Genomic DNA, 26,005 nt, shown 5'->3' on the forward strand with positions numbered 1-26,005 from the left:
TTTGGGCAGTTCGAGAACAAATGTCTGATACCGTTGCGATCGATCCGCGACTCTGATCGGTGGGTGGTGGCCCTCGACGACGTCAGCGCGCTGTGACGGCCGTCAGAACCACCAGAGCGATGAACTGTAAGGTTCGCATGGCGAGCACGGCGGCCTGGGCGGTGCCCGAATCGGCGTACAGCATTCCCATGCTGAAGAAAAAGTACAGTGCGATGACGTTCTCGACGGCCAGAACGACCGCGAACGTGAGCAGTCCGAGCGTCATCGGTGACTGGAACTGCCGATAGTTTCGTCCCCAGATTACCGCCAGTGCGGCGAGCAAGAGGACGTTCAATCCCGAGAGCGCGGTCGCTGCCATCAGCCATGGTGTCATGCCGGCCATCGTCAGTCACCTCCCTCGCCCAGCGAGACCTGGTCGGTAATGCCTTCGAAGGTATCTCGATGGGCGTCGAATCGATCGGTCAGGAAGTAGAGTTCGCCGTACTCCTCCCCGCCGGCCTCGACGACGTCGTGATCGACGAGCATGTCGAGGTGGTGGCGAGCGGTGTTGTAATCGACGTCGAGCGCGTCGGCGAGGCGATTCGCGTTGCGCGGTCGCTCGTCGAGAAGGCGGATGATCCGCGCGCGGTTCGGCCCGCCGCGGGTGCCTGCGAGGAGGTACCACAGCGCTTTCTCCATCCTGTCGAACTGGAGTTCCCTGGGGAGCCCTAAAGGCTTCCCGGTGCGGGCAGCGGTCGTGGCCCGGGCCCGCCCGGTGTGATCGCCGGCCTGTGATGGGGCTAACACTGTCCGCGCTACGCCGTCCCCACTCAAAACTGTTGTTCGAACTCCGACCCATATCGGTTGGGACTCTCTCTAGAGTTCCCAGGTGGCCAGGGTTCGCGTTCCCTCGACGGTCTCGTAGATCACGTCGATCCGCTCGGGGTTGTCGACCGTCGTCGTGAACTCGTCGCCGTTCGTGATCGACTCGCCCGAATCGGTCCACGCGGTCCGCTCACCGTCGATGACGACGACCGTCCGATCGGCGTCGAGCGCGTCGCCACCGCGATGGGTGACGGTCGCCGTCCCGTCGGTCACGCTGATCGAGACGCTCGCGGCAGGGCCGACACTCGCGCCGCCAGTGGCCGACGACCCGCTGTCCATGCTGAACACGAAACTCCCGACGACTGCCGCGAAGACGACGCCGACGAGCAGCGCCACGACGAGCGCGACGCCCGCGACGGCGATCAGGACCTTCCCGGCGGTACTCCGATTCGACCAGCGGTCTCGTAATGCCATGACGACGCCTCGAAGTCGGTCGATTGTCAGCGTATCGGTCCCCTGTCGGTGGCACCGTGTCGAAATCAGCCCAACAGGACGACCGTGTAGATCAGCGCCGAGCCGATCATGCATTGGCCGAGACTGTGGGGAGGGGATCAGCGGTCGGCCGACCACTCGATTCGATCGCCCGCCTCGACCGCACTCGCGGCCCCGGCGGGCAACTCGATCAGGGTGTCGGCCCGCGCACGACCGAATCCGATCATCGGGCGCAGGGTCGCGACTCGCTCGACGCGGCCCTCGACCAGCCAGAGGACGTCCAGCGCGGTGCCGACGAGCACCATGTGGATGAATCGCGGTGCGGCGCGATCGAACGGAAAGACCAGCCCGTAGTCGTCGGGCACCGACCACCGGCCCATCAGCCCGATGGCCTGTCGCAGGCCCGAGTCGGCGACGGCGACGTCGGTCGCCAGGACGCTGTCGGTCTCGGCGTGACGGATGGACACGGTCGAACGCGCGGGCCGGATCACGAAAACCCTACCGGCGGATCGCCGCGGGCGGCAGGCCTTTGATCGGCCCGACCCGAATCCGGCCATGCGCATTGGAGCCCACACGTCGATCGCTGGCGGCGTCGACAACGCCGTCGACGAACAGCGCGAGTACGGCGGCAACTGCGGGCAGATCTTCACCACCTCGCCACAGGTCTGGGCCGACCCCGAAATCGAGGCCGAGAACGCCGAGCGCTTTCGCTCGGAGTCCGCGACCCACGACGTCGGGCCCTGGGTGGTCCACGCCTCGTATCTCGTCAATCTCGCGACGCCCAAAGACGACCTCCGCGAGCGGTCGATCGACTCGCTGCAGGCCGACTGTGACGCCGCCGCGACGCTCGACATCGAGTTCGTGAACGTCCATCTCGGCGCCCACACCGGCGCGGGCGAGGCCCAGGGCCTTGAGAACGCCGCCAGTGCGATCGATGCCCTCGACGTGCCCGACGGCGTTCGCCTGTTGATCGAGACCGACGCCGGCAGCGGGACGAAACTCGGTGACGACTTCGCACAGCTCGGCACCGTTGTCGAGACGACGACCACGGACGTCGGCGTCTGTCTGGACACGGCGCACGCGTTTGCGGCGGGCTACGACCTGAGCGACGCGAGCGCGGTCGACGAGGCCGTCGCGGCGTTCGACCGTGAGATCGGGCTCGACCGCCTGGAATGTCTCCACCTCAACGACTCCAAACACGACTGCGGGACGAACAAAGACGAACACGCTCACCTCGGAGAGGGGCTGATCGGTGAGGCGGGGATCGCGGCGGTTCTGACACACGAGGCCCTCCGCGACAAGCCGTTCGTCCTCGAAACGCCGACCGAAGACGGTCGCGGGTTCGAGTGGAACGTCGAGCGCGCTCACGAACTCGCGGAGGGGTAGAACGACGGCGGTGTCGCGTCCTCAGGCGCTGGATCGGTCCGCCGCCGGCGCGTCGATCGCCGTGATATCCAGGCGTGCGAGGCTGATGGGGTCGTCGCGAAGCCGTTCGTCGATCGCCCGCCGGAGTCGACGTGCGATGTCCTCGCGATCATCGCTCAGCGCGTCCAGTGACCACGCCGTGAGTTCCTCGCGCCCGGTCCTGACGATGCGTGCGCCCATCGTGTGCATGGGATCGCCGTAGTACAGCGGACTCGTCTCGCCGGCGTGGGGGTTGACGAACCCTTCGACGTCGTCGATTTCGATCGTGCCCTCGACGGAGACGGTCACGCCCACGTCGTCGGACGTGACGGTGTGCACGTCGTATTCGAGGGGGCCCATCTCGGTGTCGACGACCTCGACGGCGTACAGCTCGTTGAAATCGATCGTCCAGCCTGGGTCGACGGGGCCGCGGAGTTCACCGCGGACGAACCGGTAGGCCGAGTCGTCCGGGCCGACGCGGGTCACGCTGAGCAGCGTGCCAACGACGAGGACGGCGATCGCGAGCGCGACGCCGAGCACAAGCAGCAGCATATCGACGACCACGACCGACGGCCCGAAAACGGCCTCGGTCCGTGTCTGTCGATCGGTGCGGTCCCGCGGCCGGCCGTCGCGCCGATCGACTACGCCGTGCCGATCGAGGCCGCGGGCGACGCCTCCGTGACGTCGATCACGTCGACGTCGTCGACGACCCGCCCGCGATCCGCGAGCGCCCGTTCGAGGTGCTCACAGATCCCGACGACGATCTTCTGGGGTTCGACGGTGGCCTCACTGGCGTCGAGGTCTGCGACGGTCCGTTCGAGCGCCTCGGCGGCTAGCACGTCGATTTCCTGGTCGTCGTCCGTGTGCGATCGCCGGGCCCGTGCCGCGCGCTCGACGTCCTCGATGCGGACGTACACGTCGGCGTCGACCGACAGCGAGCGCCCGTCGGCGGTCGTCACCTGCTGGTCGCGGAGTTCGAACAGATGCGATCGCATGTCGAAGACGGCGACCCCGTCGAGCAGCGGGACGGTGAGATGCATGCCAGTATCGAGGATGCGATCGATCTCGCCGGATCGCCAGACGACGGCTCGTTCGGCGTTTCGCACGGGCGTGCCACCGACGAAGAGGACGCCGCTCCCGACGAGGAGGGCGAGCCCCCAGACCAGTGGATTCGTCAGCCACGCTCCCAGTCCACCGAGTGCGAGTCCGATCATCGACGCCCCCGTCATGGCTGACCCTCGTCGGCCCACCGGAAAGGCGCTCCGCTTGGCGGTGGACCGACGTCGATCCCGTCGTGCTCACTGGCCCGGCGGCGCGGCGGTCGTGTGGACGTCGAACCGTGCGCCGCCGGATCGACTCGTCGCAATCTCGATCTCCCAGCCGTGGGCTTCGACGATCTCGGCCACGATCGCGAGGCCGAGGCCAGTCCCCGACTCGCTGCCGGAGTACTCCAGGTCGAACACCCGATCGCGATCGGCGGGGTCGATACCGGGGCCGTCGTCCGCGACGAAAAAGCCCCGATCCGTCCCGCCGACCCGGACGCACACGCCCGGGGGCCCGTGCTCGATGGCGTTGCGAAACAGGTTCTCCAGGACCTGTCGAAGGCGCGTCTCGTCTGCGACGACCGTCGGTTCGTTCTCGACGTCGAGTGTGCCCGCACCGGTGTCGACGGTCTGCCAGGCCGCCCGGGCGACCCGGCTGAGATCGATCTGACTCCGATTCAGCGTGACGGTGTCCTCGCGCGTGATCGCCAGGATGTCGTCGAGCAACTCCGTGATGCGGTCGAGGGCGTGTTCCAGGCGCTCGATACGGTCGTCGTCTCGACTCGCGATCGCGTCGGTGACGCCGATCGCGACCTGGAGTGGATTCCGAAGATCGTGACTCAACACGCGGGTGACGTGCTCGAACCGCTCGTTTTTCCGCCGGAGTTCGCGCTGGATCTCGACGGCGTCGATCGCGTGGGCAGTCGTCGAGCCCAGGTCAGCGAGGATCTCGCGTTCGGTCCCACAGAAGGCGGCCCCGTCGTCGGTCCCGAGCACGAGAAACCCGTAGTGGACGCCGTCGTTCGAGACGGGCACCGTCGCGAGGCGGTGGTCGGGGCCGAGTGTCGTCCGGTCGGCGGGGACGATCTGGACGCCCGGGCCGAACACCGACGGTGGCGGCCGGACGGTCTCCGGCCCGGCGGCGGCCCGGATCTGAAAGGCGTCGGCTTCGATCACGCCGAGTGCGCTGACCGTGTAGGCTGGGGAATCGATCAGTTGGCGACAGACGGCGCGCTCGATGGCTTCGTGGGTCTCGGCGCGAACCAGCGAGCGGTTCACTTCCCGCAGGACGGCGGTCACCTCGTGGACGCGCTCGGCGGTCCGGTCGTGATCCACGTCCGATCCGTCGATACCGGCCTGGATCGCGGCCCGCAGATCGCCGTCGGCGGCCTCACGGCCCACGACGTACGCGGGATTGCCTTCGACGGCGGCGAGCGCGGCGGGCACGTCCTCGACCGGGAGGATCTCGACTGGCGTCGTAAGAGTACTGCCCTGGGGTCGCGTCGATCCGGATCGCACGACGACGATCGAGTCCTCCCTGTTCATCCTCGATCGATGGAGACAACGGGTGAGCGCAAAAGTCTGCTGGCGGATCGGCCGGTGTGACCGCCCCGTCACGCCGGTCGCCGCCGACCGGTCACACCGCGACCCCTTTCCGCCTGGCCCGTCAATCGCGCTCGTGCGCCGGTTCGACGCCGAATACCTTCGATCGACGCGGGCGGGGATGTGGGCCGACGACCGGTCGGCACTCGATTCCCTCGATCTCGCAGAGCGGGACTCGATTCTCGACGTCGGGGCGGGAACCGGTGTGTTGACCCGCGTGCTGCGGGCCGAGTCGTCGGGCCGGGTGATCGCGCTCGACGCCGATCACGCCCTGCTCGATCGGGTCGCCCCACCCCGGATCGCCGGCGACGCGCTCCGTCTGCCATTTCTCGACGCATCGATCGCTCTCGTGGCCTGTCAGGCGCTGCTCGTCAACCTGCCCGATCCGACCGCGGCGCTCACCGAGTGGGCGCGCGTCGCCAGCGATCACGTCGCCGCGATCGAACCCGACAACGCCGCGGTGCGCGTCGAGTCCACCGTGGACGGTGAGGCCGCCCTCGCCGAACGTGCGCGAGCCCGGTATCTCGCCGGCGTCGAGACCGACGCGGGCCTGGGCGCCGACGCAGCGGATCATTTCGAGGCGGCCGGTCTGGACGTCGTCGGTCGGGCGCGCTACGATCACGTGCTCCGGGTCGCACCCCCGTACGACGACCGCGCCGTGGAGGCCGCTCGTCGGAAGGCGACGGGCGCGGGCCTCGCGGTCGATCGATCGACGATCCTCGCCGGGCCGACCGACGAGGCGACCTACGAAGCCCTGGAACGCGAGTGGCGCACGATGGGCCGGGCCGTGATCGACCAGATGGCCGACCGCCGATACGAGCGCACCGAACGGATTCCGTTTCACGTCACCGTCGGGCGCGTCCCCTGACGGCCGTCCGCCGCCCACCCCGCTCCCAGGTGAATTCACCCGGGGTCGAAACCCTCTCCCGCGTCGGTCCGGTATCAGGGGGCGATGGACTGCGATCGGTGTTCGAGCGCGGCCGTCGCCTATCAGGCCTACTCGGGCCAGCATCTCTGTGACGAGCATCTCTCTCGCAGCGTTCGCGACCGCGTCCGCTCGCGCATTCGCGAGGACGACCTGCTGGGTGAGGCCGAGGCCGACGATCCCCAGACGTGGTTGATCGGGCTCTCGGGTGGGAAAGACAGCGCGGTGCTGGGGGCGATCCTGGCCGAGACGCTCGGGGCGGATCGCCGCGTCGAGTTGCGCGGGATCGCCGTCCACGAGGGCATCGACGGCTATCGCGACGAGAGTCTGGAGGCCGCCCGCGCGTTGGCCGAGCAGGCCGACATTCCGCTGACCGAGCGATCCTTTGCGGAGACGTTCGACGTGCGTATGGACGACGTCGTCGAGGACGACCCGAAACAGATGGCCGCGTGTGCGTACTGTGGCGTCTTTCGACGCGCGATCCTCGCCGACGTCGCCGAATCGGCCGACGCCGACCTCCTCTTGACCGGTCACAACCTCGACGACGAGTGTGAGACCGCGCTGATGAACCTCTTCGAGGGCGACGTCGACCAGATGGCCCGTCATTTCGACGCCAGTCTGGGGCCACTCGACGAGCGTGCCGACCCCGGCCCGCACGTCCCACGGGCGAAACCGCTGCGTGACGTCCCCGAAAAGGAGGTCGCGCTGTACGCCCGCCTGGACGGACTGCCCGCTCACATCACGGAGTGTCCACACGCCGCCGAATCGTTCCGCGGCGAGATTCAGGAGTTGATGCTCGACGTCGAGGATCGCCACCCCGGGACGCGTCACTCGGTGATGGCGGGGTACGAACGCCTCGCCCGACTCGCGGCGATCGATCGCGAGGCCGCGACGACGGGTCGGTGTGAGGACTGTGGACGACCATCGGGCAACGACCGCTGTCGGGCGTGTGAACTGCAGGCCGCACTGTCGGCGTGAGCGCTTGCGGTTCGGACGGCGACCGGCCACTGCCCGGACGACGGCAATCAACGGCGGGAGTCGAGGCGTTTTCACCCTCGCGAGCGTAGACTGCGTGTGGCTCGCGAACCGGACGTCTCTGGCGTCGCAGACCCCTACGCCCACGTCGAGCGATGCGATCATCTGACGGACGAGGGCCGGTGTCGCCTCGCGGCACGCGCTCCCGACGCCGATCGGGAGTTCACGCGCCGCCTGCGCGAGCGCGACTATCGGTGTCCGTACGGCGACCCCGCGACCGACGGGTCCTGGCAGGACTGTCCCGAACTCACTCACGTCGAGCGCGCCGATGCGTGCGCGCGCTGTGGACTCGACGAAGTGCGTGACGGTCTCGGTGAGGACCGTCCACTCCTGGAGACCCATCACCTGGTCTACCCCGACGGCGACGGGCCCGCCCACGAGATCGCCGTCACGCTCTGTCGGTGGTGTCACGCGACCGTTCACGATTCGTGGGGCGCGATCGCGGACGACGTCGCGCCCGACCCCGAGGCGATCGCCGAACGCGAACACCGCGTCGGCCGTCAACAACGCGAGGCCGACTTCGAGACCGCCGCCGAACGCCGCGAGTAGCCCGCGATCCGCGAATTTTTGTGCCCGTGGCGGCCACTCCCGGTATGACTCGCATCGACGTCATCGACAATCACGGCCAGTTTACCCATCTCGAACAGCGGGCGCTTCGCGACCTCGGCGTCGACGTCGAAATTCGCGAGAACTCGACGCCGATCGACGAACTCGACGCCGACGGCCTCGTGCTCTCGGGTGGCCCCGACATCGCCGACATCGGCAACTCGAACGCCTACGTCGAGGCGTTCGACGGCCCCGTCCTCGGGATCTGTCTGGGGATGCAACTCATGGCGGCCCATCTCCCCGGCGGAACAGTCGGCAGCGGCGAGTACGGCGGGTACGCCGACGTCACCGTCGAGATTCTCGACGCCGACGATCCGCTCGTCGGATCGCTCGCCCCCGAGACCCGTACCTGGGCGAGCCACGCCGATCAGGTGACCAGCGTTCCCGACGGGTTCGAGCGCACGGCGACCAGCGAGGTCTGTGGCGTCGAGGCGATGAGCGACACCGATCGCGACCGGTACGGCGTGCAGTGGCATCCCGAGGTCGCCCACACCGAGCGCGGTGAGGAACTGTTCGAGAACTTCGTCGCGATCTGCGACCGGTGATCGCCGGTTGGTGGGGCCCCAACGCTCGCGAGAGGTGAACAGGTTTATTCCCGATCACGCGGACCGTTCTGGGGATGACGGCCACACAGGGGGATCTGGCGAGTCTCTCGCAGTTCATCTTTCGAGCACCGCGATGGCATCGGAGTCTGACCGTCGCCGTCGTCGTCGCGGCGCTGGTCGGCGTGGTGGCATTCGACGCTTCGTTCGTGCTCGAAGACCTCTGGCAGGGTGTTTTCTTCGTCGGGATTCCGACGGTCGTCGCGGGCCTGCTGACCGCGCCGATCGATCGCTGGTTCGGGGGCACACTGTCGATCGATCGGTCGGCACTGCTCGCGGTCGTCAGCGAAGCGATCGTCGTCGTCATGCTGCTCGCGGTTGCGGCGATCGGTCTCGTCACCGATCTCGGCCAGTCGGCGGTGATCGACGCGCTGATGATCGCGCTCGCGACGCTGTTTCTCGCGCGCCTGATCGTGATCTACGCGGTCTCGCGCCACCCGATCGTCGTCGCGGCGATTCCGGCCTCGATCCAGACGGTCGCGGCGGCCGCGCTCGTGTTCGTCTACGGCGGGACGTATCGCGCGCTCAACGTCGAGGCTCCGCTGTTCGAGGCGTTTCTGTACCGCCCCGATCACGCCCACCTCCCGATCGCGGGCCAGCCAGACCATTTCCTGTTGCTCGGCGTGCTCTGTGGGGTCTACGGCGTGTTCGGCTGGCTGTATCTCAACGTGCTCGATCTCCCCTGGCGGCTCTCCTTTGGCGTGAGCGCACTCGATTTCGTCGCGGGCTTTCTGGGCCACCTCGCAGACGGTCGTGACGACCTGGAGGAGTTTTTCGCGGCGGTCGGTGACGACGCGCTCGTGCCGGTCACGCTCGCGGTGTTTCGCCGCCCCGACGGCACCGAGAAAGCCCGGTTCGTCCTGCCGATAATTCACCCCGGCCCGATGGGGTCGGTCGGCGGCGGCGTCTGGCCGATCCGCGCCGACGCGCACAGCGAGGGGCTCAGTTTCGCGCCCCACGCGACGGCGGGCCACGACTTCAATCTCGTCTCGAAAGCGGACGTCGAGACGATTCTCGACTGTGTCGAGGACCTCGACGCGCGCATCGAGACCTCGTCGACGGCGTCGGTGGGTCACCGCGTCGGGGCGGGCGACGCGACGCTGACCGGTCACGCCATCGGTGACGGCGCCCTCGTGGTCTCGACGTTCGCGCCCTCCTTTGCGGACGACGTCGACTACGCGGTCGGCCTCGCGGCCGTCGCTGAGGCGCGTCAGAACGGGCTCGAAGACGTCGCACTAATCGATGCGCACAACTCCAACGATGGCCTGCAGGGCGAGAATCTCGGGCACGTCGTCCCGGGGTGTGATCGCGCGTTCGACCTGATCGAGGGCGCGGAGTCGATCGGCGAACGACTCGCGAGCGCCGACCGCGGACCGCTCAGTCTCGGGACCGCCAGCAGCGAGACCCCCTGGGGGACGATCGACGGGATCGGCCCGCTGGGGATTCGCGTCGCCGTGCTCGATGTCGACGGCCAGACCACGGCCTACGTGCTCATCGACGGCAACAATATGGACCCGGGCTTGCGCGATCGGATCGTCGCAGCGATCGATGGGCCCGACCTCGTCGAGGTGATGACCTCCGATACACACGCCGTCAACACCGTCGAGGCCGAAAACCAGGTCGGCGATCCAATCGATCCGGGCGCGTTGACTGCGCTGATCGACGACCTCGTGAGTGAGGCGCTGGCCGACTGCGAACCCGTCGAAGCCGGCATGGCGTCCGATCGCGTTCGCGTCGGTGTGTTCGGGAACGATCGGACCGAGGCGCTCGCGACGATGGGGACGGCGGTCGTGCCGTTCGGGATCGCGCTCGCGTCGACGTTCGTCGCGTTGCTCGCGATCGTGACGGCGGTCTTGCTGGTCGCGATCTGATCGTCGTTATTCGATCGTTTCTTGCCTGGCACTCACGGTCAGCATCGGGTGGCGAGACTCAATAGGGGCCCTGGTCAGTCTCCTGTTGCCCGCTTTCGGTTTCAAGGTTCGCAGTTCGAGATCGCAATTTCACCATGTTCTCTGGCTCAAACCGAAATACCTGTGGAGTAAGCATACGGCGGCCTTCGGCCGCCGTTTCACTGCTGGCGAAGCCGAAGGCTGAGCCAGCAGGTCTTTTTGGTCCAGCTTTTTCAAGGAGCGGTCGCCGTCGGCGACCCGACGCAGAAAAAGGTGGTATAGCGGGAGGTGGATTTGAACCACGGTCACTTCCTCGCTGGCGCTCGGTCGTTCCCTGGTTCAAATCCCCCCACCGAAGTGCGGACGCAGGACTCGTCGCTTTGCTCCTCGTCGTTGCGTCCGCAAAAACAGTAGCGGGAGGTGGATTTGAACCACCGATCTGCGGGTTATGAGCCCGCCGGAATCTCCTGGCTATCCCATCCCGCTGACTTATCGTAACCCAGGTCGACCATTAAGGGTTGTGATTCGGTCGCCGTCTGTCAGTTCGTGGCGCTGTCCGCAGTGTCGGCCGGGCCGCCCTCTGCCCCGCCGACCTGTTCGGCGACGATCGCGTCGACTTCGTCGAGAAAGGCCCGTTCGCTGCCCGCAGGAATCGTCGCGCCGGCGGCGATGTCGTGGCCGCCACCCTCGCCGCCGACGTGGGTGGCCGCCCGGTCCATCGCGACGCCGAGGTTCAGGCCCGCCCGGACGAGTCGCGCGGGTCCGCGCGCCGAGACCTTGCGATCGCCGTCGTCGTCCGCGAACGCGATGATCGGTCGATCCGGCAGTTCCGAGCGCGCGAGACTGGCCACGATGCCGACGATCGTGGGGCGGACCGCGTCCTCCAGATCGACCCACTGGATCGCGGTCTCGGTCGTCGTCCCCCGATCGAGCATGAGGTCGACGCCAGCCGAAAGGTTCTCGCGGTGGGTCTCCAGCAACTCGCGAGCGCGATCGAGGACGTCGCCGCGCTCGCCTCGCGCCAGCGCGATCCCCACTTCGCTCTCGTCGTACCGGGCGGTCGCGTTGAGCAGTGTCGCGAACTCGGCGGCGTCCCGGAGGGCCGTCCCGTCGGGCTCTCGGGCGAGCGTGTAGGCCGTCCCGACGAGGTCGTCGATCCGGTCGGCGGGGACGCCGCGCTCGATCGCGGCCTGGAACAGCGCGCTCGCGATCGTCTGGCGGGTCGCCGGCGCACAGTCGGCCCATCGCTGGTCGGGATCGTCGACGTGAGTGGCCAACCAGGCCGTCACCGTCGCGGGGTCGTCGAGGACGCCCGGAATACTGACGGATGCGCTCGCGAGCACCTGCGGGAGCGGGCGCGTCTGTCGGCCGAACACGTCGAGATCGGTCGTCCGCTCGATCACGCCGACCGCTTCGCCCTCGTCGACGATCGCCGCGTTCGCCCCGACGAGTTCGCCGTCGACCAGTTGGCGATCGCCCACTGCGCCGACGACCGCCTGGGCGGCGAGGTCGCGCGCTTCGGACCCGACGAGTGCGCGTGCCACGAGGTAGACCGCGCCGGCCCCCGACAGGTCGCTCGCGCCGTCGAGGCCGGCGAGCATCGGATTGCAGTGGGCGTCGATCGACGCGTCCGCGATCTGGTGGTGATCGGCGACGACGGGCGTCCAGTCCGACTGGGCGGCGATCGCGTCGAGTTGCCCACTGCCGATGTCGGTGAACCAGACCGTCCCGCCGTCGGCGGCGATCGATTCGATCCGATCGGTCGAGAGGCCGTCGACGACGCGGACGCTGGCCGGAATCTCCGCCCGGTCGAGCGCTTCGGCGGCGATCGCGCCGGCGGTCAGGCCGTCGGCGTCGTCGTGGGTGACGACGCGCACGTCGGCGGCGTCAGCGAGCGTTCGTGCACAGCGCTCGGCGTGATCGGTCAGGGCCTCGACCGGTGCCATCGCTCTGGCCAGGGGTGGGCGCGTCAAAACCGTTCGGAACCGCGCTCGCGATCCGAACGGCTTTGGGCCGACCGCTCGAAGCCAGCGTGTGTACCGCGCCAGCGACCACCGTGCGGCGGCCGACGCCCTGGCGTCGATCGAGGCGGCCGCCGAGGACCTCGATCTGGACGAGGAGACCGCGAGCCGAGCGGCCGATCTCTATCTCTCACACCGCCCCGACGCCGACCGCTCGAAACCCGCGGTGATCGCCACGAGCCTCTACGTCGCGGGCCGGACGACCGGTGAGACCCGATCCCAGCAACGGGTTGCCGAGGTGTGTGACGTCTCACGGTTCACCATCCAGCAACGGTATCGAGACATGCTCGCGGCGGCGGGCTTCGAAACACCTGGCTGGTAGGTGAGTGATTTCGGAAACGCTACGGCGGGTTAGCGACCCTCGCGGTCGGGTGTCAACCGCCCCTGGGCGTCGATCTCGCCGCGAACGATGCGCGTACTCGAAATCGGGTCGCCGTCCTCGGCCGTGACGAAGTCGACGACTTCGACCTCCAGTGGGTCGTGTCCCTCCTCGCGACGGAGTTCGTTGATGCGCCGCCCGCCCGCTTCTGTGTCGGGCGAGACGACCAGCACGTCGAACCCTGGCTCGGTCGCGACGCCGGTCGGGTCGTCCAACTCGACGATTTCATAGGTCCGGCCGTGCGCGTCAGCGATCGGTTCGAGTTCGGCCCGGAGATTCCGTTCGCGTGCGTCGTAGGGCCGCACCGGGCGGTCTTCGGCCCGTGTTTCGGGCGCGAGCGCGTCGCTGGTGAGTCCGACGGTCACGTCGCCCCGTTCGAACGCCCGTTCGAACAGCGCCCGATGGCCGTCGTGGATCGGGTCGAAGGTTCCGCCGAGCGCGACCTGCATACACACCGACTCGGGGCCCCCGGATTAGGGACTTGCGGGTCGATTCGAATCATCGATCGCCCACGACCGCTCACTCGTCGGGGCCCTCGACCGAGATGGTGACGCCCTCGTCTTCGGAGGGTTCGAGACCGAGTTCGGCGTCGAGATCACAGAGCGCGTTCAACTGCTGTTGGATGTCGCCCACGAACGAGCCCACGAGTTCGGACGGCGCGATGGCGTCGTACTCGTATGGATTGTTGCCAGCGCCGTCGGATTCGCGTTTCTGCCGTGTGAGCACGCCTTCGTCGGTGAGTTCGGCGGCCGCCTCCCGGACCGTACTCGGATACAGGCCGGTGCCGTCAGCGATCTCCTGGCTCGTCGCAGCGTGATGCTGGCGGAGAAAGATGTAGATCCGCGCGCGCGTCTCGGTTTCGAGGATCCAGGAGAGCAGGTCGACGACGCGCTCGTCGAACTCCTCGATCGCCCGGTCGGCGCTCTGTTCGAGTTCACAATCGTCGTCCCCCGTCGTATCGTCTAAACTGTCCCCGGACATGTGTCCTCGTGACTCGAACACAAGTTCGGCGGTACCAAGAGGGTTTGGGTGTGTGTCCCTGGCTCACACGATCCGCAGCGCCTCACAGAGCGCGTCCATGCCCGCCGAGTCGCGAATCTCGCGCTGTCTGGCCGCGCCGCTCGGGCCTTCGTAGACCTCACGCAACCCCTCGACGTCGAGGCGGTCACACTCCCGGTCGACGACGTCACCGATCGCAATGGACGCGCCGGTACAGCCCCGTTCGAGCAACTCGGCGTCCCGCCCGTAGCGCAGTGCGCGCCACTTGTTCTCGTCGAGCAGTTCCTGACGGCACGCGCCCGCCCCCGCGCCGTCCTCGTAGCGCTCGGCCAGATCGGTCACGATCGCGTGGGAATACTCCACGAACGCGATCGTGCGCTCGACGTCGTGGTGGGTGTCGGGGACGCGAATCTCGACGGTGCCGTGTTCGCCGTGGGGGCGGACGTCGAACCAGAGTTCGCCGCGATCGTCGATCGCGTCCGTTTCGAGCAGCGTCTTCTCGTAGTCGAGATACGCCTGGAAGTCCTCGAAGGCGGTCGGGACGCCCGTGTTCGGCAGGTTCTCGAAGATCTTCGCGCGTGCGGACTGCAGGCCCGTGTCGATCCCACACCAGTACGGCGAGTTCGCAGAGACGGCCAGCACGATCGGCAGATACCACCGGAGTTCGTTCGCGATCCAGACCGCCTTGTCGGCGTCGTCGACCCCGACGTGGACGTGGACGCCGGCGGTCGTGTTGCGGTGTTGGGGGTACTGAATCCGGTCGAGTTGTTCTTTGTACCGGGGCTTCTCGGCGTGTTCGAGCTCTTGCCAGTTCGCCGCCGGGTGCAGCCCCGCGGCGGCGAGGCCGTAGCCGTGGTCGGTGACGTGCTCGGAGAGGTCCTTACGCGTCGATCGGATCGCCTCGGGTGCGCTGTCGATCGACTCGATCAGCGGCGTCTGCACTTCGAGGACGCATTTGAACAGTTCGTGGTCGATCCGATCGGCGAGGTCACCCTCGGGTGGGTCCTCGTAGACGAGTTCGTCCGATCCCGATGTCGGGCGGTCGGTCGCGGGATCGACGACGAAAAACTCCTCTTCGACGCCGAGTGTCCCCATCCGGTCGAAAGCGGCGGCAGAACTCGTCTCCATCGAGTGACGGTGATTGGCCGCCGGTGGGCCTAAGCGTTCTGCTTGTGGCAGTACCGGGGCCGGGCGATCACGCCGAGGTGATCCTCGTGGAACCGGTCCAGCCGCGCCCGATCGAGGATCTCGTAGCCCTCGCGCAGCGCGTCGAGTTCGGACTCGAACACCGCGTCGGGATCGTCGGTCACGTCGACGCTCCGGGCCTTGATCGCGAGTGCGAGACGACCGTCTTCGCGGAGGAACTCGCGATTCGCGAGTGCGACGTCCGCCTGATCGCGGGTCGCGACGTCCTGGACGATCGTTTCGACTGGTTCGACGACGTGGGCGTACGATTCGGGCTCGCGGGCGTCCGCGAGCAGTGGAAAGAGGCGATCGCGATCGGCGGCGACGGCGACCAGATCCCGCGCGGGCCGGGGCGCGAACTCGACGGCGTACGTCGGGGCCAGATCGGCGACGTGACTCGCGGTCGTCCCCGCCGCCGCACCGAGATAGAGCACTGGCTCGCCCGCCGTAATCGGCAGGTCGAGGCCGACCGCAACCATCGCGGCGAGTTTCGAGCGCCGGGGGTCCCACGCTCGCCACGCGCCGTCGGTCGCCTCCTCGCTGATCGGGGGGCCACGCGTCGCGAGCGTCTCCTGGCCGTCGATGTCGCGGCGCTCGACGCCCTCGGGCAGGCTCATTGCTCTCCCCCCGTGCGGATCTGTTTGATGCGCTCGTCGAGGTCGGCCTCCAGTTCCGGGCGGCGATCCCCGCTGTAGTGATCGATCCGCGCGGCGATCGAGAGTTTGCCCGCGAGCGCGCGGGCCGCCGAGCCACGCTTCTCGGGGCGGGTGTTCGAGACGGCGTCGTGGGTGAAGATCACGCCGTGTTTCGGCGACGGTGCGGAGCCCCGGAGGTGCGCGAAGAGGGCGTCTTCGGCCCCGAGGACCTGCACCGTCCCGCTGGGTTTCCGCGCGAGCGTCTTCAAATCGCCCGCGAGCGCGATCAGCCGTGCGGCGAGGATCGGGCCCGCGAGCGCGGCGAGGTTGGGCGCGACGGACGGCACCGATCTTTCGAGGGCCGATTCGAGGGTGTCGGCCTCTTCGTCCAGATCGACGACTCGCTGGGCCAGTCGCTGCAACGACTCGGGGGCGTCCTCGCGGGCCGCGATGTCGCGGGCGTACGCCAGGCCAGCCTCGCGTTCGCCGAGTTCCGCGCCGGCCCACTCGCTGACGCGCTCGGCGAGTTCGTTCGCCGTCCGCCGGCAGTCGTCGAGCGCGCGGACCTGGTGGATGACGCGCTGGTCGTCCGCCTGCTCGCGCTCGCGAACGGCGTCTCGCGTCGCACCCACCGTCGCCGTGTGGAGTCGATCGTAGTACGCCTCGCGATCCGCAGCGACACCCTGTTCGACGGCGATGGCGGGCCAGTCCCGCGTCGCGTCGGCCGAGCCCTCGCGAATCGCCCGCCTGACCGCGTCCTCGTCGGAGAGATCGCAGTCCTCGAACCAGCCCGCAGCCTCGGTCATGGTCGAGTCTGACGGGCCGCGACCGAAGGCGTTCCGGTCGGGTCCGGTCAGGGCGCGCCCGCGAGCACGAACGTCGCGGGCTCGGCACCGACAGCGATCTCGCGGGTCGCGTCGGGGTCGATCCGGACGGCGTCGCCCGCGCTCATCCCGACCTCCTCGCCCTCGATGGTGACCGTCGCCGTGCCCTCCACGAGCAGATACACTTCTTCTTGCCCGTCGTCGGCGTGATCGTGGGGCTTGCCCGCCCAGCCCGGATCGGCTTCGAGGAGGGTCACACCCAGGTGCTCGCAGTCCAGCGCGTCCCGCAGGAAGGTCATGCCGGGGGCCAGTTCCTCGACGTCCTCGACAGCGGCGGTGTCGTACATCGTCGGCGCTTCGTCCGGAGGTGTCCTAATGGTGGGGGTCGATCAGGCCTGTCGTAGCCGACGCGTCCACCGCCCGACGGCGAGACGCACGGCCCCCAGCCCGATCGTGCCGAGTGCGACCGCAAGCGCGACCAGCGCCGCAAGTCCGATCGGGGGCAGCGGTGCGATCACGAACGCGACGACGAAGATCGCCCCCAGCGGGACCATCGTCGCGACGCCGAACAGGGCGAACCGGACGCCGTCGAACAGGAACTCGCCCGGCGAGAGGCCCGCGAGCGCGACGGTGACGCCGACGACGTACCAGACGATCCCGACGAGCAAGACGGCCCCGACGAGCGCGGGGATCGCCTCGGCCCCCGTCCAGAGGACGACGATCGCGTGGGCCGCGAGGCCGACTGCAGGTCCGAGCACCATCGCGGTTGTCGCGGTCGAGCGGACGATCTGCCCGATCGAGATCGGGTGGGCGCGATCGGCGTCGGGGTCGGCGGCCTGGGCCAGCCAGTTGTAGGTCGTAAAGCCCGAGAGGCCCAACATTGCGCCGACAGAGAGACCGATCGACGGCGCGCGCCCGGTGATCGTGCCGGCGAGATCGATCAGCGCGACGGTGACGATCGCGAGGATCGCCGCCGAGAACCCGACCTTGCCGATCCCACCCGTGCTCCGATGCAGGCTGAGCAGCGTCTTCGTCGCGATCGGGTCACCTAGTCGGGCGTTCCACCGGGCGAACGCGGGGTCGACCGACCGTTCGGCCCGCCCGCTCGCGGGGTCGAAGGTGAGCGCTGCGGTCGCGTAGACGACCGCGAGCGCGCTCGCCGCGCCCGCGACGCGTGCGGGCGTCAGAGTCTCGATCGATCCGACGGGGACGACCAGTCGGGGATCGACACCCGCGAGGAGGCCGCCGACCGCGAGCGTCGCCGCGAGTGCGAGTGCGGCCCGGCCCCAGAGCCCACGACGCGCGAGGCCGATCCCCGCGAGCGTCGTCCCGAGTCCGAGGGCGAACCCGACGAGCAGGCTGACCCACAGCCAGGCGACGCCGAGCGCGATCGCGAGGGGGCCACCAGCGCCACGTTCGATCGCGGCGATGGCCGGCGTCGCGCCGACCGCCATCGGGAAGAGAAAGAGCATCGCGTAGTAGGCCAGATCCTTCAGGACGAACGCGCCGAGTAGCTCCCCGTTCGACAGCGGCAGCGTCCGCCCGGCGAAGACGACCAGCGTGATCTCGCCGAGGAGATCCTGAATCGCGTCGCGGCCGACGAACCCGATCGATCCGGTGTGCAACCCGAAGATCACCGCCAGCGCGCCCAGCCCGCCCACAATGACGTCCGGGTCCGTCCCGGTCTCGACGAAGAGGAGGCTGCCCGCCGCGACGAGCACCGCGATCACGACCGGGAACGCCGCGAAGCGCCCGCCTGCAAAGAGACGGCGATGCAGTCGATACTCCTCGCGCCCCATCGCGGCGAGGACGGCCGCCCGGCGCTCACCGAGGATCGTCGCACCGAGACGGTAGGCGAGACCATTGCGGCCGCCCGGGTGATGGTCTGGACGGTCGCCGGGCTCCGAACTCACGCGCGTTCGCCTCCCACGTGATCGGTGAACACGTCGATCAACCGCTCGTCGATCGCGTCGGGCCGAACGGTCGTCACCAACTCGCCGTCGTGGACGATGCCCACCCGGGTACACCGCTCGGCGGCGACAGAGACGTCGTGCGTCGAGAGGAGAATGGTGTTCCCGTCGGCCCGATACTCGGAGAGAAACGCCTTCACGGTCTCCTGGACGATCGGGTCGAGATTCGCCAGCGGTTCGTCGATGAACACGACCTCGGGTTCGTGCAGAAAGGCCGCGGCGATCATCACCTTCTGTTTTTGCCCACGTGAGAGGTCGGTCGAGAGCGTGTCGATGTGCCCGCCCAGATCGAGGCGGTCGGCCCACTCACGGGTCGCCCGTTCGACCGCGTCGTCGGACATTGCTCGCACCGCGCCGACGAACTGGAAGTACTCCCGTGGGGTGAGGAAACTCGGCGGACTCGACCGTTCGGGGAGGATGCCGACCAGTTCGCGAACGCCGACGGGGTCGGTGACGGGATCGGTCCCGAGCACGCGCACCGTCCCGTCGTCGGGCGTGATCTGTCCGGTGAGAATCGACATCGTGGTTGTCTTGCCCGCGCCGTTGGGGCCGAGGAGTCCAAACAACTCGCCCGCCTCGATCGACAGTGTGAGGCCGTCGAGCGCCCGGATCGACCCGTAGGCCTTGTGGACGCCGTCGCATTCGATCGCCGCCATTGGTCGATGGTGGGGCCGATCGGGCCTAAGCGTGCCGGCGGTCTCGTGATCGGGAGGTAACGGACGGTGACGAGAGGGTCGTGTGAACGGGTCGCTATCTGCGTCCGCGCTCGCAACGTTTTTGGGCCGGAGGATCCGACCGGCGACATGGCACACGGCGATTCCACCCCGTTTTCCGCGAAACTCGACGTGCCGGAGGCACTGACCTTCGACGACGTGCTGCTCCGTCCCAAAGAGAGCCGCGTCGAACCCGACTCCGCCGACGTCAGCACGCGTGTCTCCACGACCGTCGAACTCAACGTCCCCGTGCTCTCGGCGGCGATGGACACCGTCACCGAGGGCGACATGGCGATCGAGATGGCCCGCCAGGGCGGTCTCGGCGTGATTCACCGCAACCTGAGCGAGGAGCAGATGGTCGCCGAGATCGAGCGCGTCAAGCGCGCCGACGAGTTGATCATCCGCGACGTCGTCACCGCCGACCCCGAACAGACCGTCCGCGAGGTCGACGAGATGATGAACCGCGAGGGCGTCAGTGGCGCGCCCGTGATCGGTGAAGACGACGCGGTACTCGGCATCATCTCGGCGACGGACGTTCGCCCCTATCTCGAAGTCGGCGAGTCCGACGAGGTCCGCGAGGCGATGACCGACGAGGTCGTCACCGCCAGCGAGTCGGTCACCGCTCGGGAGGCGCTCGAACTGATGTACGAGCACAAGATCGAGCGCGTCCCGATCGTCGACGACGCGAACCGGCTGATCGGCCTGATCACGATGCAGGGCATCCTCCAGCGCCGCGAGTACGATCAGGCCGCTCGTGACGACGAGGGCCGCCTGCGCTGTGGCGTCGCCGTCGGGCCCTTCGAGTTCGATCGCGCGGTCGCCGCCGACGAGGCCGGCGCGGACGTCATCTTCACCGACTGTGCGCACGCCCACAACCTCGACGTCGTCGACTCCGCCCGCGAGATCAAAGACGCGGTCGAGGCCGACGTCGTCGTCGGGAACGTCGGCACGCGTGAGGCCGCCGAAGATCTGGTCGACTTCGCGGACGGGCTCAAGGTCGGCATCGGTCCGGGCTCGATCTGTACGACCCGCGTCGTCTCTGGCGCGGGCATGCCGCAGTTGACGGCCGTTTCGGAGGTCGCCGACGTGGCGAGTGACCACGACGTGCCCGTCATCGCCGACGGCGGCATCCGATACTCCGGCGATGCGATCAAGGCCATCGCCGCGGGGGCCGACGCCGTCATGCTCGGGTCGTACTTCGCGGGCACCGACGAGGCGCCCGGGCGGGTCATCACGATGAACGGCAAGAAGTACAAACAGTATCGTGGGATGGGCTCGGTCGGCGCGATGAAATCCGGCGGCGGCGAACGGTATCTCAAAGACGTCGACGAGGACGACGACTACGTCCCCGAGGGCGTCGAGGCCGCGACGCCGTACAAAGGGCCGGTCGAGAACGAACTTCACCAGCTCGTCGGCGGGATGAAATCCGGGATGGGCTACGTCGGGGCCGACACGATCGATTCCGTCCAGCAGCGCGCGGAGTTCGTCCGGGTCTCCTCGGCGGGCCAACAGGAAAATCACCCCCACGACGTGATGATCACCGACGAAGCGCCGAACTACTCGCCGGGCGAGTGATCGGCGGCTATCGACTGAGGCCGCGTTGCGGACTGGACTAAACCGGGCCACCCGAACGGTTTTGCTCGTTCGCATACGATGCATACACGTGAGCACCTCCATTCGGGTGTCCGAAGCGACGAAGGACAAACTCGAAGCGATCAAGCGGGAGGACGAAACGTTCGACGAGTTACTCGACCGCATCGTCGTCGATCGATCGTCGGCCGACGTCGAGGCGCTTCTCGGCCGTGCCGAGGGGATCTCCTCGCACATGAGACGGGCCAACGAGGAGCTCTCGGAGTCGCTGGAGGGGCGGTAGTGCTGTATCTCGACGACAGCGTGCTCCGAAAGGCTGTCGAGGATCCGCCCGACCCCACGGTCGCGGCGTACCTTCGGGACCACGCTACCGAGCCGTGGGCGATTCCCGCCACCGTCGCCTGGGAGTATCTCTCCTACTACGCCGACGACGGGCGTCGACGGGACGAGCGCCGCTTCCTGGAACGGACGTTCGAAGAGATCGCCCCGATCGACCTCGCCGTGGCCGCCGAAGCGGCGACGCTCCGGGCCCGTCTCGACGCTATCGATCGTTCGCTCCAGGCCGCCGATCTCCTCCATCTCGCGACGGCACGGTGTGGCGACGGCCGATTCGTGACTGCCGATCGGGACTTCGACGCTCCGGAACTGTACGATCTGCTCGATCTCACCGTTCTCGACGTGGCGTGAAGGGCGTCGAGGCCCCTGTGATCGGGCGTCGTGGACGCCCCTATATTCCGGGCATCTGAAATGCCCCTACTTTCCGGGCGTTGTGGACGCCCCTCTTTTCCGGTCATCAAAGATGACCCTACGACACGTGCGCGGCGATGTCGGCGTCGGTGATGATGCCGGTCGTCGCGCCGTCTTCGACGACGAGCACGGCGTCGTGGTGATCCAGATACGTGTCGATCTCTTCGACGGTGGCCGACGGCTCGACGGTCGTGATCGACTCGTGCATGACCTCCTGAACGGGGAGTTTCCCGACGTCGTCGTCGGAATGTTGGCGGATGTCGTAGTTGCCGATCAGCCCCTTCGGCGTGCCGTCACGGATCACCGGGACCTGCGAGTAGCCTTTCTCGTCCATCACCTGCTTGGCGTTGTGGACGCTGTCGTCGGGTTCGACGCTCACGACCGGCGAATGCATCAGATCCTCCGCTCGAAGAATACTGCCTTCGACGGCGTCGAGTGCCTCGACGATCCGTCGGAGCGTCGACAGCCGCGGATCGACGTCGCCGCCCTCGATCCGGGCGATCAGTGGCTGGGAGACGTCCGCCCGGTCGGCCAACTCGCTTTGGGTCAGTTCGAGGTCCGTCCGGCGCTCGCGCAAGTCGTCGGGCGTCGGCAGGTTCATGCGCGAGGATAACTACGGGTTATACATAAAGCCACCGGCACGCGGGCGCTGCGGTTCGAATCGAGCGACTGCATTCAAATCGTTTATACTCGGCGGGTGGCAATCCCGGCCCATGCCGAGACAGCAGACTCAAGTCCGTGAACTCGACGAGGGAAGTTACGTCAACGTCGACGACACTCCCTGCAAGATCACGTCCTACAGCACGGCGAAGCCGGGCAAACACGGCAGTGCGAAAGCCCGCATCGACGCGAAAGGCGTCTTCGACGGGCAAAAGCGCAGTCTCTCTCAGCCCGTCGACGCGAAGGTCTGGGTCCCGATCATCGAACGCAAACAGGGCCAGGTCGTCAACGTCGAGAACGACGAGGTCCAGATCATGGACCTCGACACCTACGACACGTTCGTCATGCGCGACCCCGAGGACGTGGACCTCGAACCCGACGACCAGATCGAGTTCCTCGACTACGAGGGCCAGCGCAAGATCGTGTGATGGAGTTTCCGGGAGCGACGACGGCGCGTGACGACGCTCGCTACCTGGTGGTGGGCGCGCCGCTGGATCGCTCCGCGAGCGGTCGTCCCGGGGCCCGCTACGGGCCCGAGGCGGTTCGCGCGGCGGGCCGGCATTTCGAGGATTACGACCGAGACAGCGATCGGACCTTCTCGGACTGTGGCGTCGCGGACCACGGATCGGTCGGGTCGCCCGGTTCGATCGGTGACCGCGGCGAGTACGGCGCGTACCTGGAGAGTGTGATCGGGGAGGCCGTTCGTGACGGCCTCGTCCCGTGTGTGATCGGTGGCGAACACTCGGTCAGCCCGCCGGTCGTGCGCGCGGTCGATCCGAGCGTCGTCGTCGTGTTCGACGCCCATCTGGATCTGCGGGAGTCGTACGCCGGCGATCCGTACAGCCACGCGACCGCGACCCGGCGGATGCTCCAGGTGGCCGATCGGGCCGTCGTGCTCGGGGCCCGAGCGGGGGCGGCGAGCGAGTACGACCGCGCCGCGAGCGACGACGTCACGCTCGTCGCGCCCGAGGCCGTCCCGGACTGGACGCCAGATCTGGCCGGCGAACGCGTCTACGTCAGCCTCGACATCGACGTGGCCGACCCCTCGGTCGCGCCAGCAACGGGCACGCCCGAACCGTTCGGGCTTCGGCCCCGGGTGCTGCGAGACGCGATTCGGCGGGTCGCGCCCCACGCCGCCGGCGTCGACGTGGTCGAAGTCACCGATCGCGACCAGGGCCAGACCGCGACGCTGGCCGCGAAACTCCTTCGAACGTTCGTCTACGCGCACGCCGACGCGACCGCGGACTGAGTGCCGTCGTGGGAGCGAAGCCCACGGTAACGCCTATGGGGGCGGCGTCCGACTCGTCGGTATGGAGCGATTGTCCACGTGTTATTTCTGTGGGGCCGGGCCTCAGGAGACACTCGTCGATCGACCGGTCGTCCCCGAGGCCGTCCTCACCGATTCGAGCGCTCAGCGCACGATCGCGCTCTGCCCGGACTGTCGGGCGAAGTTCGACCGCCTCCAGGAGACCATCGCCGACGCTGCGGGTGACGGCCACCAGGCTCGTCTCGACACCGCCAGTGACTCGCTGTCAATTCTCGACGACGATCCGCTTGACGACGTCGACGCGACGCTTTCGCGGTCCGCAGACGCCGATTCGTCCGGCGATGCCGTCGAGGACCTGGACGCGGCCGCCGATGTCGGTGTCGCAGTCGACGATGCGGCTGGAGCCTCCGATCGTGCTCCGGCGGATCCGACGACGGACGCGGCGGACGCTGCCGACGGTCCGGCGTTCGGTGAGGAACCCGCGTCGCCCTCGGCGGATGCGGCGTCCGCTGCCGACGAGCCGATCACGGCGTCGACCGACGGCCCCGACGACGCGCCGGCGGATCCGACCGACGAGTCGTCGTCGGACGACGGTGGGCTGGCGGAGTCGACCGCCGCGGGCGACCGTAGCGACGAGGCGAGCGCCGACGGCGGTGACCCCACGGGGGCGGTCGACGACCCGACGGCGGGGAAACCGTTCGACCGCCAGGAGTACAGCCGCGTGGTCAAACTCCTGCAGAACCGGGAGTTCCCGATCGAACTCGACACGCTGTACGAACTCGCACGCGGGGCGTACGACATCGACGAGGACACGACGACCGAAATCGTCGGCTCGCTGATCGACCGTGGCGTCATCGAGGAACGCGGCGGAAAACTGTTCCGGGCGTAGTTCAGCGACTCTTGGGGCCTTTCGGACCCTTCTCGTGCGGCCCGCCACCGACGATCGTGATCTCGTCTCGGCCGATCAGCGTCGTCCCGTCGGTCAGTTCGCCACGGAGGGCCCCCATCGATTCGTCGCCGTCGAAGCCCGAATCCGCGATCGGGACGTGGACGACGAGGTCGGTGACGCCATCGCCGGTCGCGTCGGTGCGGTGGCCGCCGTGGACGGGTGCGGCGCCGTCGCCGGCGGCAACCACGTCGGGTGCGCCGACCCGGAGGCTATCGACGTCGATCGCCGTGGGATCGACGGTCGTCCCGTCGATCGCCACCGGGAGGACGCCGTTCGATCGGTTGGGATTGATCGGTGTCGGCTCTTCGGGCGGCTTGATCTGAAGTCCGACGCCGAGGGCCACCTCGACCGTCGCGGTTGCGGTCGCCGTCGCGCCCGCGTCGTCGGTCACCGTGAGCGAGACGGAGTGAGCACCTGGCTCCTCGAAGGTCGTCTCTACGGTCACGCCGGTGGCGTCGACCGTGCCGTCGCCGATGAGATCCCACTCGTAGCTGACGATCTCGCCGTCGGGGTCGGTCGAGTCGGCCCCCGAGAGCGCGACTGGCGCATCCGTGACGGGCGTCTCGGTCTCGACCGAGATCGCCGCCGTCGGTGGCTCGTTGACCTGGAGTCGCGTGATCGTCTGGACTGCGCCCGCGAAGTCCTGGTCGGGGGCGACTTCCTCGAAAGACTCTCCGGCATACCGATAGAGTCGCCCGGTCGTGGCCTGGGGAATGCTGTCAGCGAACTCCGCGGCGTTTTGCCCGGTGCCGACGTAGAGCGCGTCGCCGGCGTCGAACAGCGCGACGACCGAGTCGTCGAACCGCTCGACCAACTCGATTCGATCGCCGTCGAACCGACCCAGGTCCGGCCCCATGGTCGTCCCGACCCACAGGGAACCGTCGTAGGTCGCGAGCGTGAGCAACTCGCCGTAAGCGTCCGCCTGATCGGCGCGTGTCCACGCCCCACCGTCGCGCTGGAACAGCGTGCCGCGGTACGCGCCGGCGTATAGCTCGCCGTCGTAGGCCGCGAAGTCGTAGACACAACTCCCGTCGTAGGCACCTTCGACGGTGAACGTCTCGCCGTCGTAGCGTCCGAACACGTCGAAGGCGCTGTCTCCGACGTAGAGGTCGCCCTCGTAGACGGTGAGCGCACCGGCACCGGCGAACGCCTCGGCCTCGCGAAGCACACGAGTCCAGGTGTCTTCGTCGAGGCGGTACACCTCGGCGCCGCCGACGGAGACGCCCGCGTGGACGGCGCCGTCGTAGGCGACGAGTGCGGTGACGTTGTTGCCCAGGTCGCCGCCGATCTGCTGCCAGGACGACCCGTCCCACCGGTAGACTCGCCCGGTGCCCTCTACCATTCGGGTTTCGGTCGTGATCGCGGCGTACAGATCGCCGTCGTGGACGAGCAGGTCGGTCACCGACCCACTCGGTGTCAGGTCTGCCCCGAGTTGGGTCCAACCGTCGCCGTCCTGCTGGAGGACCCGGCCGGGGAGCGTCGTCCCCACCACGAGCGTCCCGGTGCTGGCCGCCGCCGACCCGGCCAGGCCGACTAGCGTCCCGGTCGCGGCCGCGGTGGTCCCGGCGAGAAATGTTCGTCTGTCGAGTCGTATCGTGGAAGAACGGTCTCGTGTCATGGTGACTGCGGCCCGTCCCACACTCGGGACTGTCGGCCTCGTTGTT

Annotated in this window: 31 protein-coding genes and 1 tRNA gene; 13 read left to right on the forward strand and 19 right to left on the reverse strand. The window is 68.2% G+C overall.

Annotated elements, in window-relative coordinates; all coding sequences use genetic code 11:
* Nucleotides 1-82 precede the first annotated feature (82 nt).
* From HARCEL1_RS03975 to HARCEL1_RS03990, 4 genes are all read right to left on the reverse strand, one after another.
* Nucleotides 83-382 (reverse strand): hypothetical protein, encoded by a 300-nt coding sequence (locus HARCEL1_RS03975; protein ID WP_233357398.1) that lies wholly within the window; start codon nt 380-382, stop codon nt 83-85.
* 2 nt (nt 383-384) lie between these two features.
* Nucleotides 385-678, reverse strand: coding sequence for a winged helix-turn-helix domain-containing protein (locus tag HARCEL1_RS03980; RefSeq protein WP_108381297.1), 294 nt, complete (start codon nt 676-678; stop codon nt 385-387).
* A gap of 177 nt (nt 679-855) precedes the next feature.
* Nucleotides 856-1,278, reverse strand: a complete 423-nt coding sequence (locus HARCEL1_RS03985) for a type IV pilin (RefSeq protein WP_159077010.1) — start codon at nt 1,276-1,278, stop codon at nt 856-858.
* A gap of 137 nt (nt 1,279-1,415) precedes the next feature.
* Nucleotides 1,416-1,763, reverse strand: coding sequence for a DUF192 domain-containing protein (locus tag HARCEL1_RS03990; protein ID WP_233357399.1), 348 nt, complete (start codon nt 1,761-1,763; stop codon nt 1,416-1,418).
* Between the two features lie 88 nt (nt 1,764-1,851).
* On the opposite strand from HARCEL1_RS03990, the gene HARCEL1_RS03995 reads away from it, so the two are divergent.
* Nucleotides 1,852-2,682 carry a deoxyribonuclease IV gene (locus HARCEL1_RS03995; protein ID WP_108381300.1) on the forward strand — a complete coding sequence of 277 codons (831 nt, stop codon included), beginning with the start codon at nt 1,852-1,854 and terminating at the stop codon, nt 2,680-2,682.
* Between the two features lie 21 nt (nt 2,683-2,703).
* On the opposite strand, the gene HARCEL1_RS04000 is transcribed toward HARCEL1_RS03995, so the two are convergent.
* The 3 genes from HARCEL1_RS04000 to HARCEL1_RS04010 all read right to left on the reverse strand — a co-directional run bounded on the left by HARCEL1_RS04000 (nt 2,704) and on the right by HARCEL1_RS04010 (nt 5,288).
* The gene (locus tag HARCEL1_RS04000) at nt 2,704-3,252 is read right to left on the reverse strand and encodes an SPFH domain-containing protein (RefSeq protein ID WP_159077011.1); all 549 of its coding nucleotides are present in this window, start codon (nt 3,250-3,252) and stop codon (nt 2,704-2,706) included.
* A gap of 89 nt (nt 3,253-3,341) precedes the next feature.
* Nucleotides 3,342-3,929 (reverse strand): SPFH domain-containing protein, encoded by a 588-nt coding sequence (locus tag HARCEL1_RS04005; protein ID WP_108381302.1) that lies wholly within the window; start codon nt 3,927-3,929, stop codon nt 3,342-3,344.
* 69 nt (nt 3,930-3,998) lie between these two features.
* A complete protein-coding gene (locus HARCEL1_RS04010) occupies nt 3,999-5,288 on the reverse strand; it encodes a receiver/sensor box histidine kinase (protein WP_108381303.1) in 1,290 nt (429 codons plus the stop codon).
* A gap of 133 nt (nt 5,289-5,421) precedes the next feature.
* Here HARCEL1_RS04010 and HARCEL1_RS04015 point away from each other — a divergent pair, with 133 nt between their 5' ends.
* From HARCEL1_RS04015 to HARCEL1_RS04035, 5 genes are all read left to right on the forward strand, one after another.
* Entirely contained in the window at nt 5,422-6,213 is a 792-nt protein-coding gene (locus HARCEL1_RS04015; RefSeq protein WP_108384070.1) for a class I SAM-dependent methyltransferase, read from the forward strand.
* An 84-nt stretch (nt 6,214-6,297) separates the two neighbouring features.
* Nucleotides 6,298-7,248, forward strand: a complete 951-nt coding sequence (locus HARCEL1_RS04020) for a TIGR00269 family protein (RefSeq protein ID WP_108381304.1) — start codon at nt 6,298-6,300, stop codon at nt 7,246-7,248.
* A gap of 96 nt (nt 7,249-7,344) precedes the next feature.
* A complete protein-coding gene (locus tag HARCEL1_RS04025) occupies nt 7,345-7,854 on the forward strand; it encodes a DUF7097 family protein (protein WP_174182919.1) in 510 nt (169 codons plus the stop codon).
* 44 nt (nt 7,855-7,898) lie between these two features.
* The gene (locus HARCEL1_RS04030; protein ID WP_108381306.1) at nt 7,899-8,456 is read left to right on the forward strand and encodes a GMP synthase subunit A; all 558 of its coding nucleotides are present in this window, start codon (nt 7,899-7,901) and stop codon (nt 8,454-8,456) included.
* Between the two features lie 74 nt (nt 8,457-8,530).
* Nucleotides 8,531-10,384, forward strand: coding sequence for a DUF2070 family protein (locus HARCEL1_RS04035; RefSeq protein WP_108381307.1), 1,854 nt, complete (start codon nt 8,531-8,533; stop codon nt 10,382-10,384).
* Between the two features lie 429 nt (nt 10,385-10,813).
* On the opposite strand, the gene HARCEL1_RS04040 is transcribed toward HARCEL1_RS04035, so the two are convergent.
* Nucleotides 10,814-10,888: transfer RNA gene (locus HARCEL1_RS04040), tRNA-Met, on the reverse strand.
* Nucleotides 10,889-10,941: 53 nt separating this feature from the next.
* Nucleotides 10,942-12,348, reverse strand: coding sequence for a single-stranded-DNA-specific exonuclease RecJ (locus tag HARCEL1_RS04045; RefSeq protein ID WP_108381308.1), 1,407 nt, complete (start codon nt 12,346-12,348; stop codon nt 10,942-10,944).
* 88 nt (nt 12,349-12,436) lie between these two features.
* Here HARCEL1_RS04045 and HARCEL1_RS04050 point away from each other — a divergent pair, with 88 nt between their 5' ends.
* Complete coding sequence (locus HARCEL1_RS04050) at nt 12,437-12,745, forward strand: cyclin family protein (RefSeq protein ID WP_108381309.1); 309 nt, start codon at nt 12,437-12,439, stop codon at nt 12,743-12,745.
* 29 nt (nt 12,746-12,774) lie between these two features.
* Here HARCEL1_RS04050 and HARCEL1_RS04055 read toward each other — a convergent pair whose 3' ends face one another.
* The 8 genes from HARCEL1_RS04055 to HARCEL1_RS04090 form a co-directional block, all read right to left on the reverse strand.
* A complete protein-coding gene (locus HARCEL1_RS04055) occupies nt 12,775-13,251 on the reverse strand; it encodes a phosphopantetheine adenylyltransferase (protein WP_108381310.1) in 477 nt (158 codons plus the stop codon).
* Nucleotides 13,252-13,321: 70 nt separating this feature from the next.
* Nucleotides 13,322-13,783, reverse strand: coding sequence for a winged helix-turn-helix domain-containing protein (locus HARCEL1_RS04060; RefSeq protein ID WP_108381311.1), 462 nt, complete (start codon nt 13,781-13,783; stop codon nt 13,322-13,324).
* 63 nt (nt 13,784-13,846) lie between these two features.
* Nucleotides 13,847-14,929, reverse strand: coding sequence for a glutamate--cysteine ligase (locus HARCEL1_RS04065; protein WP_108381312.1), 1,083 nt, complete (start codon nt 14,927-14,929; stop codon nt 13,847-13,849).
* Between the two features lie 29 nt (nt 14,930-14,958).
* A complete protein-coding gene (locus HARCEL1_RS04070) occupies nt 14,959-15,603 on the reverse strand; it encodes a fibrillarin-like rRNA/tRNA 2'-O-methyltransferase (protein WP_108381313.1) in 645 nt (214 codons plus the stop codon).
* The gene (locus HARCEL1_RS04075) at nt 15,600-16,427 is read right to left on the reverse strand and encodes an NOP5/NOP56 family protein (RefSeq protein WP_108381314.1); all 828 of its coding nucleotides are present in this window, start codon (nt 16,425-16,427) and stop codon (nt 15,600-15,602) included. Before HARCEL1_RS04075 ends, HARCEL1_RS04070 begins: the two co-directional genes overlap by 4 nt.
* A 47-nt stretch (nt 16,428-16,474) precedes the next feature.
* On the reverse strand, nt 16,475-16,792 hold the full coding sequence (locus HARCEL1_RS04080; protein ID WP_108381315.1) for a cupin domain-containing protein: 318 nt from the start codon (nt 16,790-16,792) through the stop codon (nt 16,475-16,477).
* A gap of 42 nt (nt 16,793-16,834) precedes the next feature.
* A complete protein-coding gene (locus HARCEL1_RS04085; RefSeq protein ID WP_233357400.1) occupies nt 16,835-18,358 on the reverse strand; it encodes a hypothetical protein in 1,524 nt (507 codons plus the stop codon).
* A complete protein-coding gene (locus HARCEL1_RS04090; protein WP_108381316.1) occupies nt 18,355-19,071 on the reverse strand; it encodes an ABC transporter ATP-binding protein in 717 nt (238 codons plus the stop codon). Before HARCEL1_RS04090 ends, HARCEL1_RS04085 begins: the two co-directional genes overlap by 4 nt.
* A 147-nt stretch (nt 19,072-19,218) precedes the next feature.
* On the opposite strand from HARCEL1_RS04090, the gene guaB reads away from it, so the two are divergent.
* The 3 genes from guaB (at nt 19,219) to HARCEL1_RS13300 (ending at nt 21,405) form a co-directional block, all read left to right on the forward strand.
* A complete protein-coding gene (guaB, locus tag HARCEL1_RS04095) occupies nt 19,219-20,703 on the forward strand; it encodes an IMP dehydrogenase (protein ID WP_108381317.1) in 1,485 nt (494 codons plus the stop codon).
* 88 nt (nt 20,704-20,791) lie between these two features.
* On the forward strand, nt 20,792-21,001 hold the full coding sequence (locus HARCEL1_RS13295; RefSeq protein ID WP_159077012.1) for a DUF7557 family protein: 210 nt from the start codon (nt 20,792-20,794) through the stop codon (nt 20,999-21,001).
* Nucleotides 21,001-21,405: a type II toxin-antitoxin system VapC family toxin gene (locus HARCEL1_RS13300; protein ID WP_159077013.1), complete on the forward strand. Its 405-nt coding sequence runs from the start codon at nt 21,001-21,003 to the stop codon at nt 21,403-21,405. The genes HARCEL1_RS13295 and HARCEL1_RS13300 overlap by 1 nt, the downstream gene beginning before the upstream one ends.
* Before the next feature lie 118 nt (nt 21,406-21,523).
* On the opposite strand, the gene HARCEL1_RS04105 is transcribed toward HARCEL1_RS13300, so the two are convergent.
* A complete protein-coding gene (locus HARCEL1_RS04105; protein ID WP_108381319.1) occupies nt 21,524-22,066 on the reverse strand; it encodes a CBS domain-containing protein in 543 nt (180 codons plus the stop codon).
* 112 nt (nt 22,067-22,178) lie between these two features.
* Between HARCEL1_RS04105 and HARCEL1_RS04110 the strand changes: the two genes are divergently transcribed.
* The 3 genes from HARCEL1_RS04110 (at nt 22,179) to HARCEL1_RS04120 (ending at nt 24,281) form a co-directional block, all read left to right on the forward strand.
* Nucleotides 22,179-22,553 carry a translation initiation factor IF-5A gene (locus HARCEL1_RS04110; RefSeq protein WP_108381320.1) on the forward strand — a complete coding sequence of 125 codons (375 nt, stop codon included), beginning with the start codon at nt 22,179-22,181 and terminating at the stop codon, nt 22,551-22,553.
* A complete protein-coding gene (speB, locus tag HARCEL1_RS04115) occupies nt 22,553-23,374 on the forward strand; it encodes an agmatinase (RefSeq protein ID WP_108381321.1) in 822 nt (273 codons plus the stop codon). Before HARCEL1_RS04110 ends, speB begins: the two co-directional genes overlap by 1 nt.
* A 61-nt stretch (nt 23,375-23,435) precedes the next feature.
* On the forward strand, nt 23,436-24,281 hold the full coding sequence (locus HARCEL1_RS04120) for a hypothetical protein (RefSeq protein WP_108381322.1): 846 nt from the start codon (nt 23,436-23,438) through the stop codon (nt 24,279-24,281).
* Nucleotide 24,282: 1 nt separating this feature from the next.
* Here the strand turns inward: HARCEL1_RS04120 and HARCEL1_RS04125 are convergent, their stop codons facing one another.
* Complete coding sequence (locus HARCEL1_RS04125) at nt 24,283-25,959, reverse strand: PKD domain-containing protein (RefSeq protein WP_108381323.1); 1,677 nt, start codon at nt 25,957-25,959, stop codon at nt 24,283-24,285.
* Nucleotides 25,960-26,005 lie beyond the last annotated feature (46 nt).

This window comes from Halococcoides cellulosivorans (assembly GCF_003058365.1).
In the GTDB taxonomy this organism is placed as follows: Archaea; Halobacteriota; Halobacteria; order Halobacteriales; family Haloarculaceae; genus Halococcoides; species Halococcoides cellulosivorans.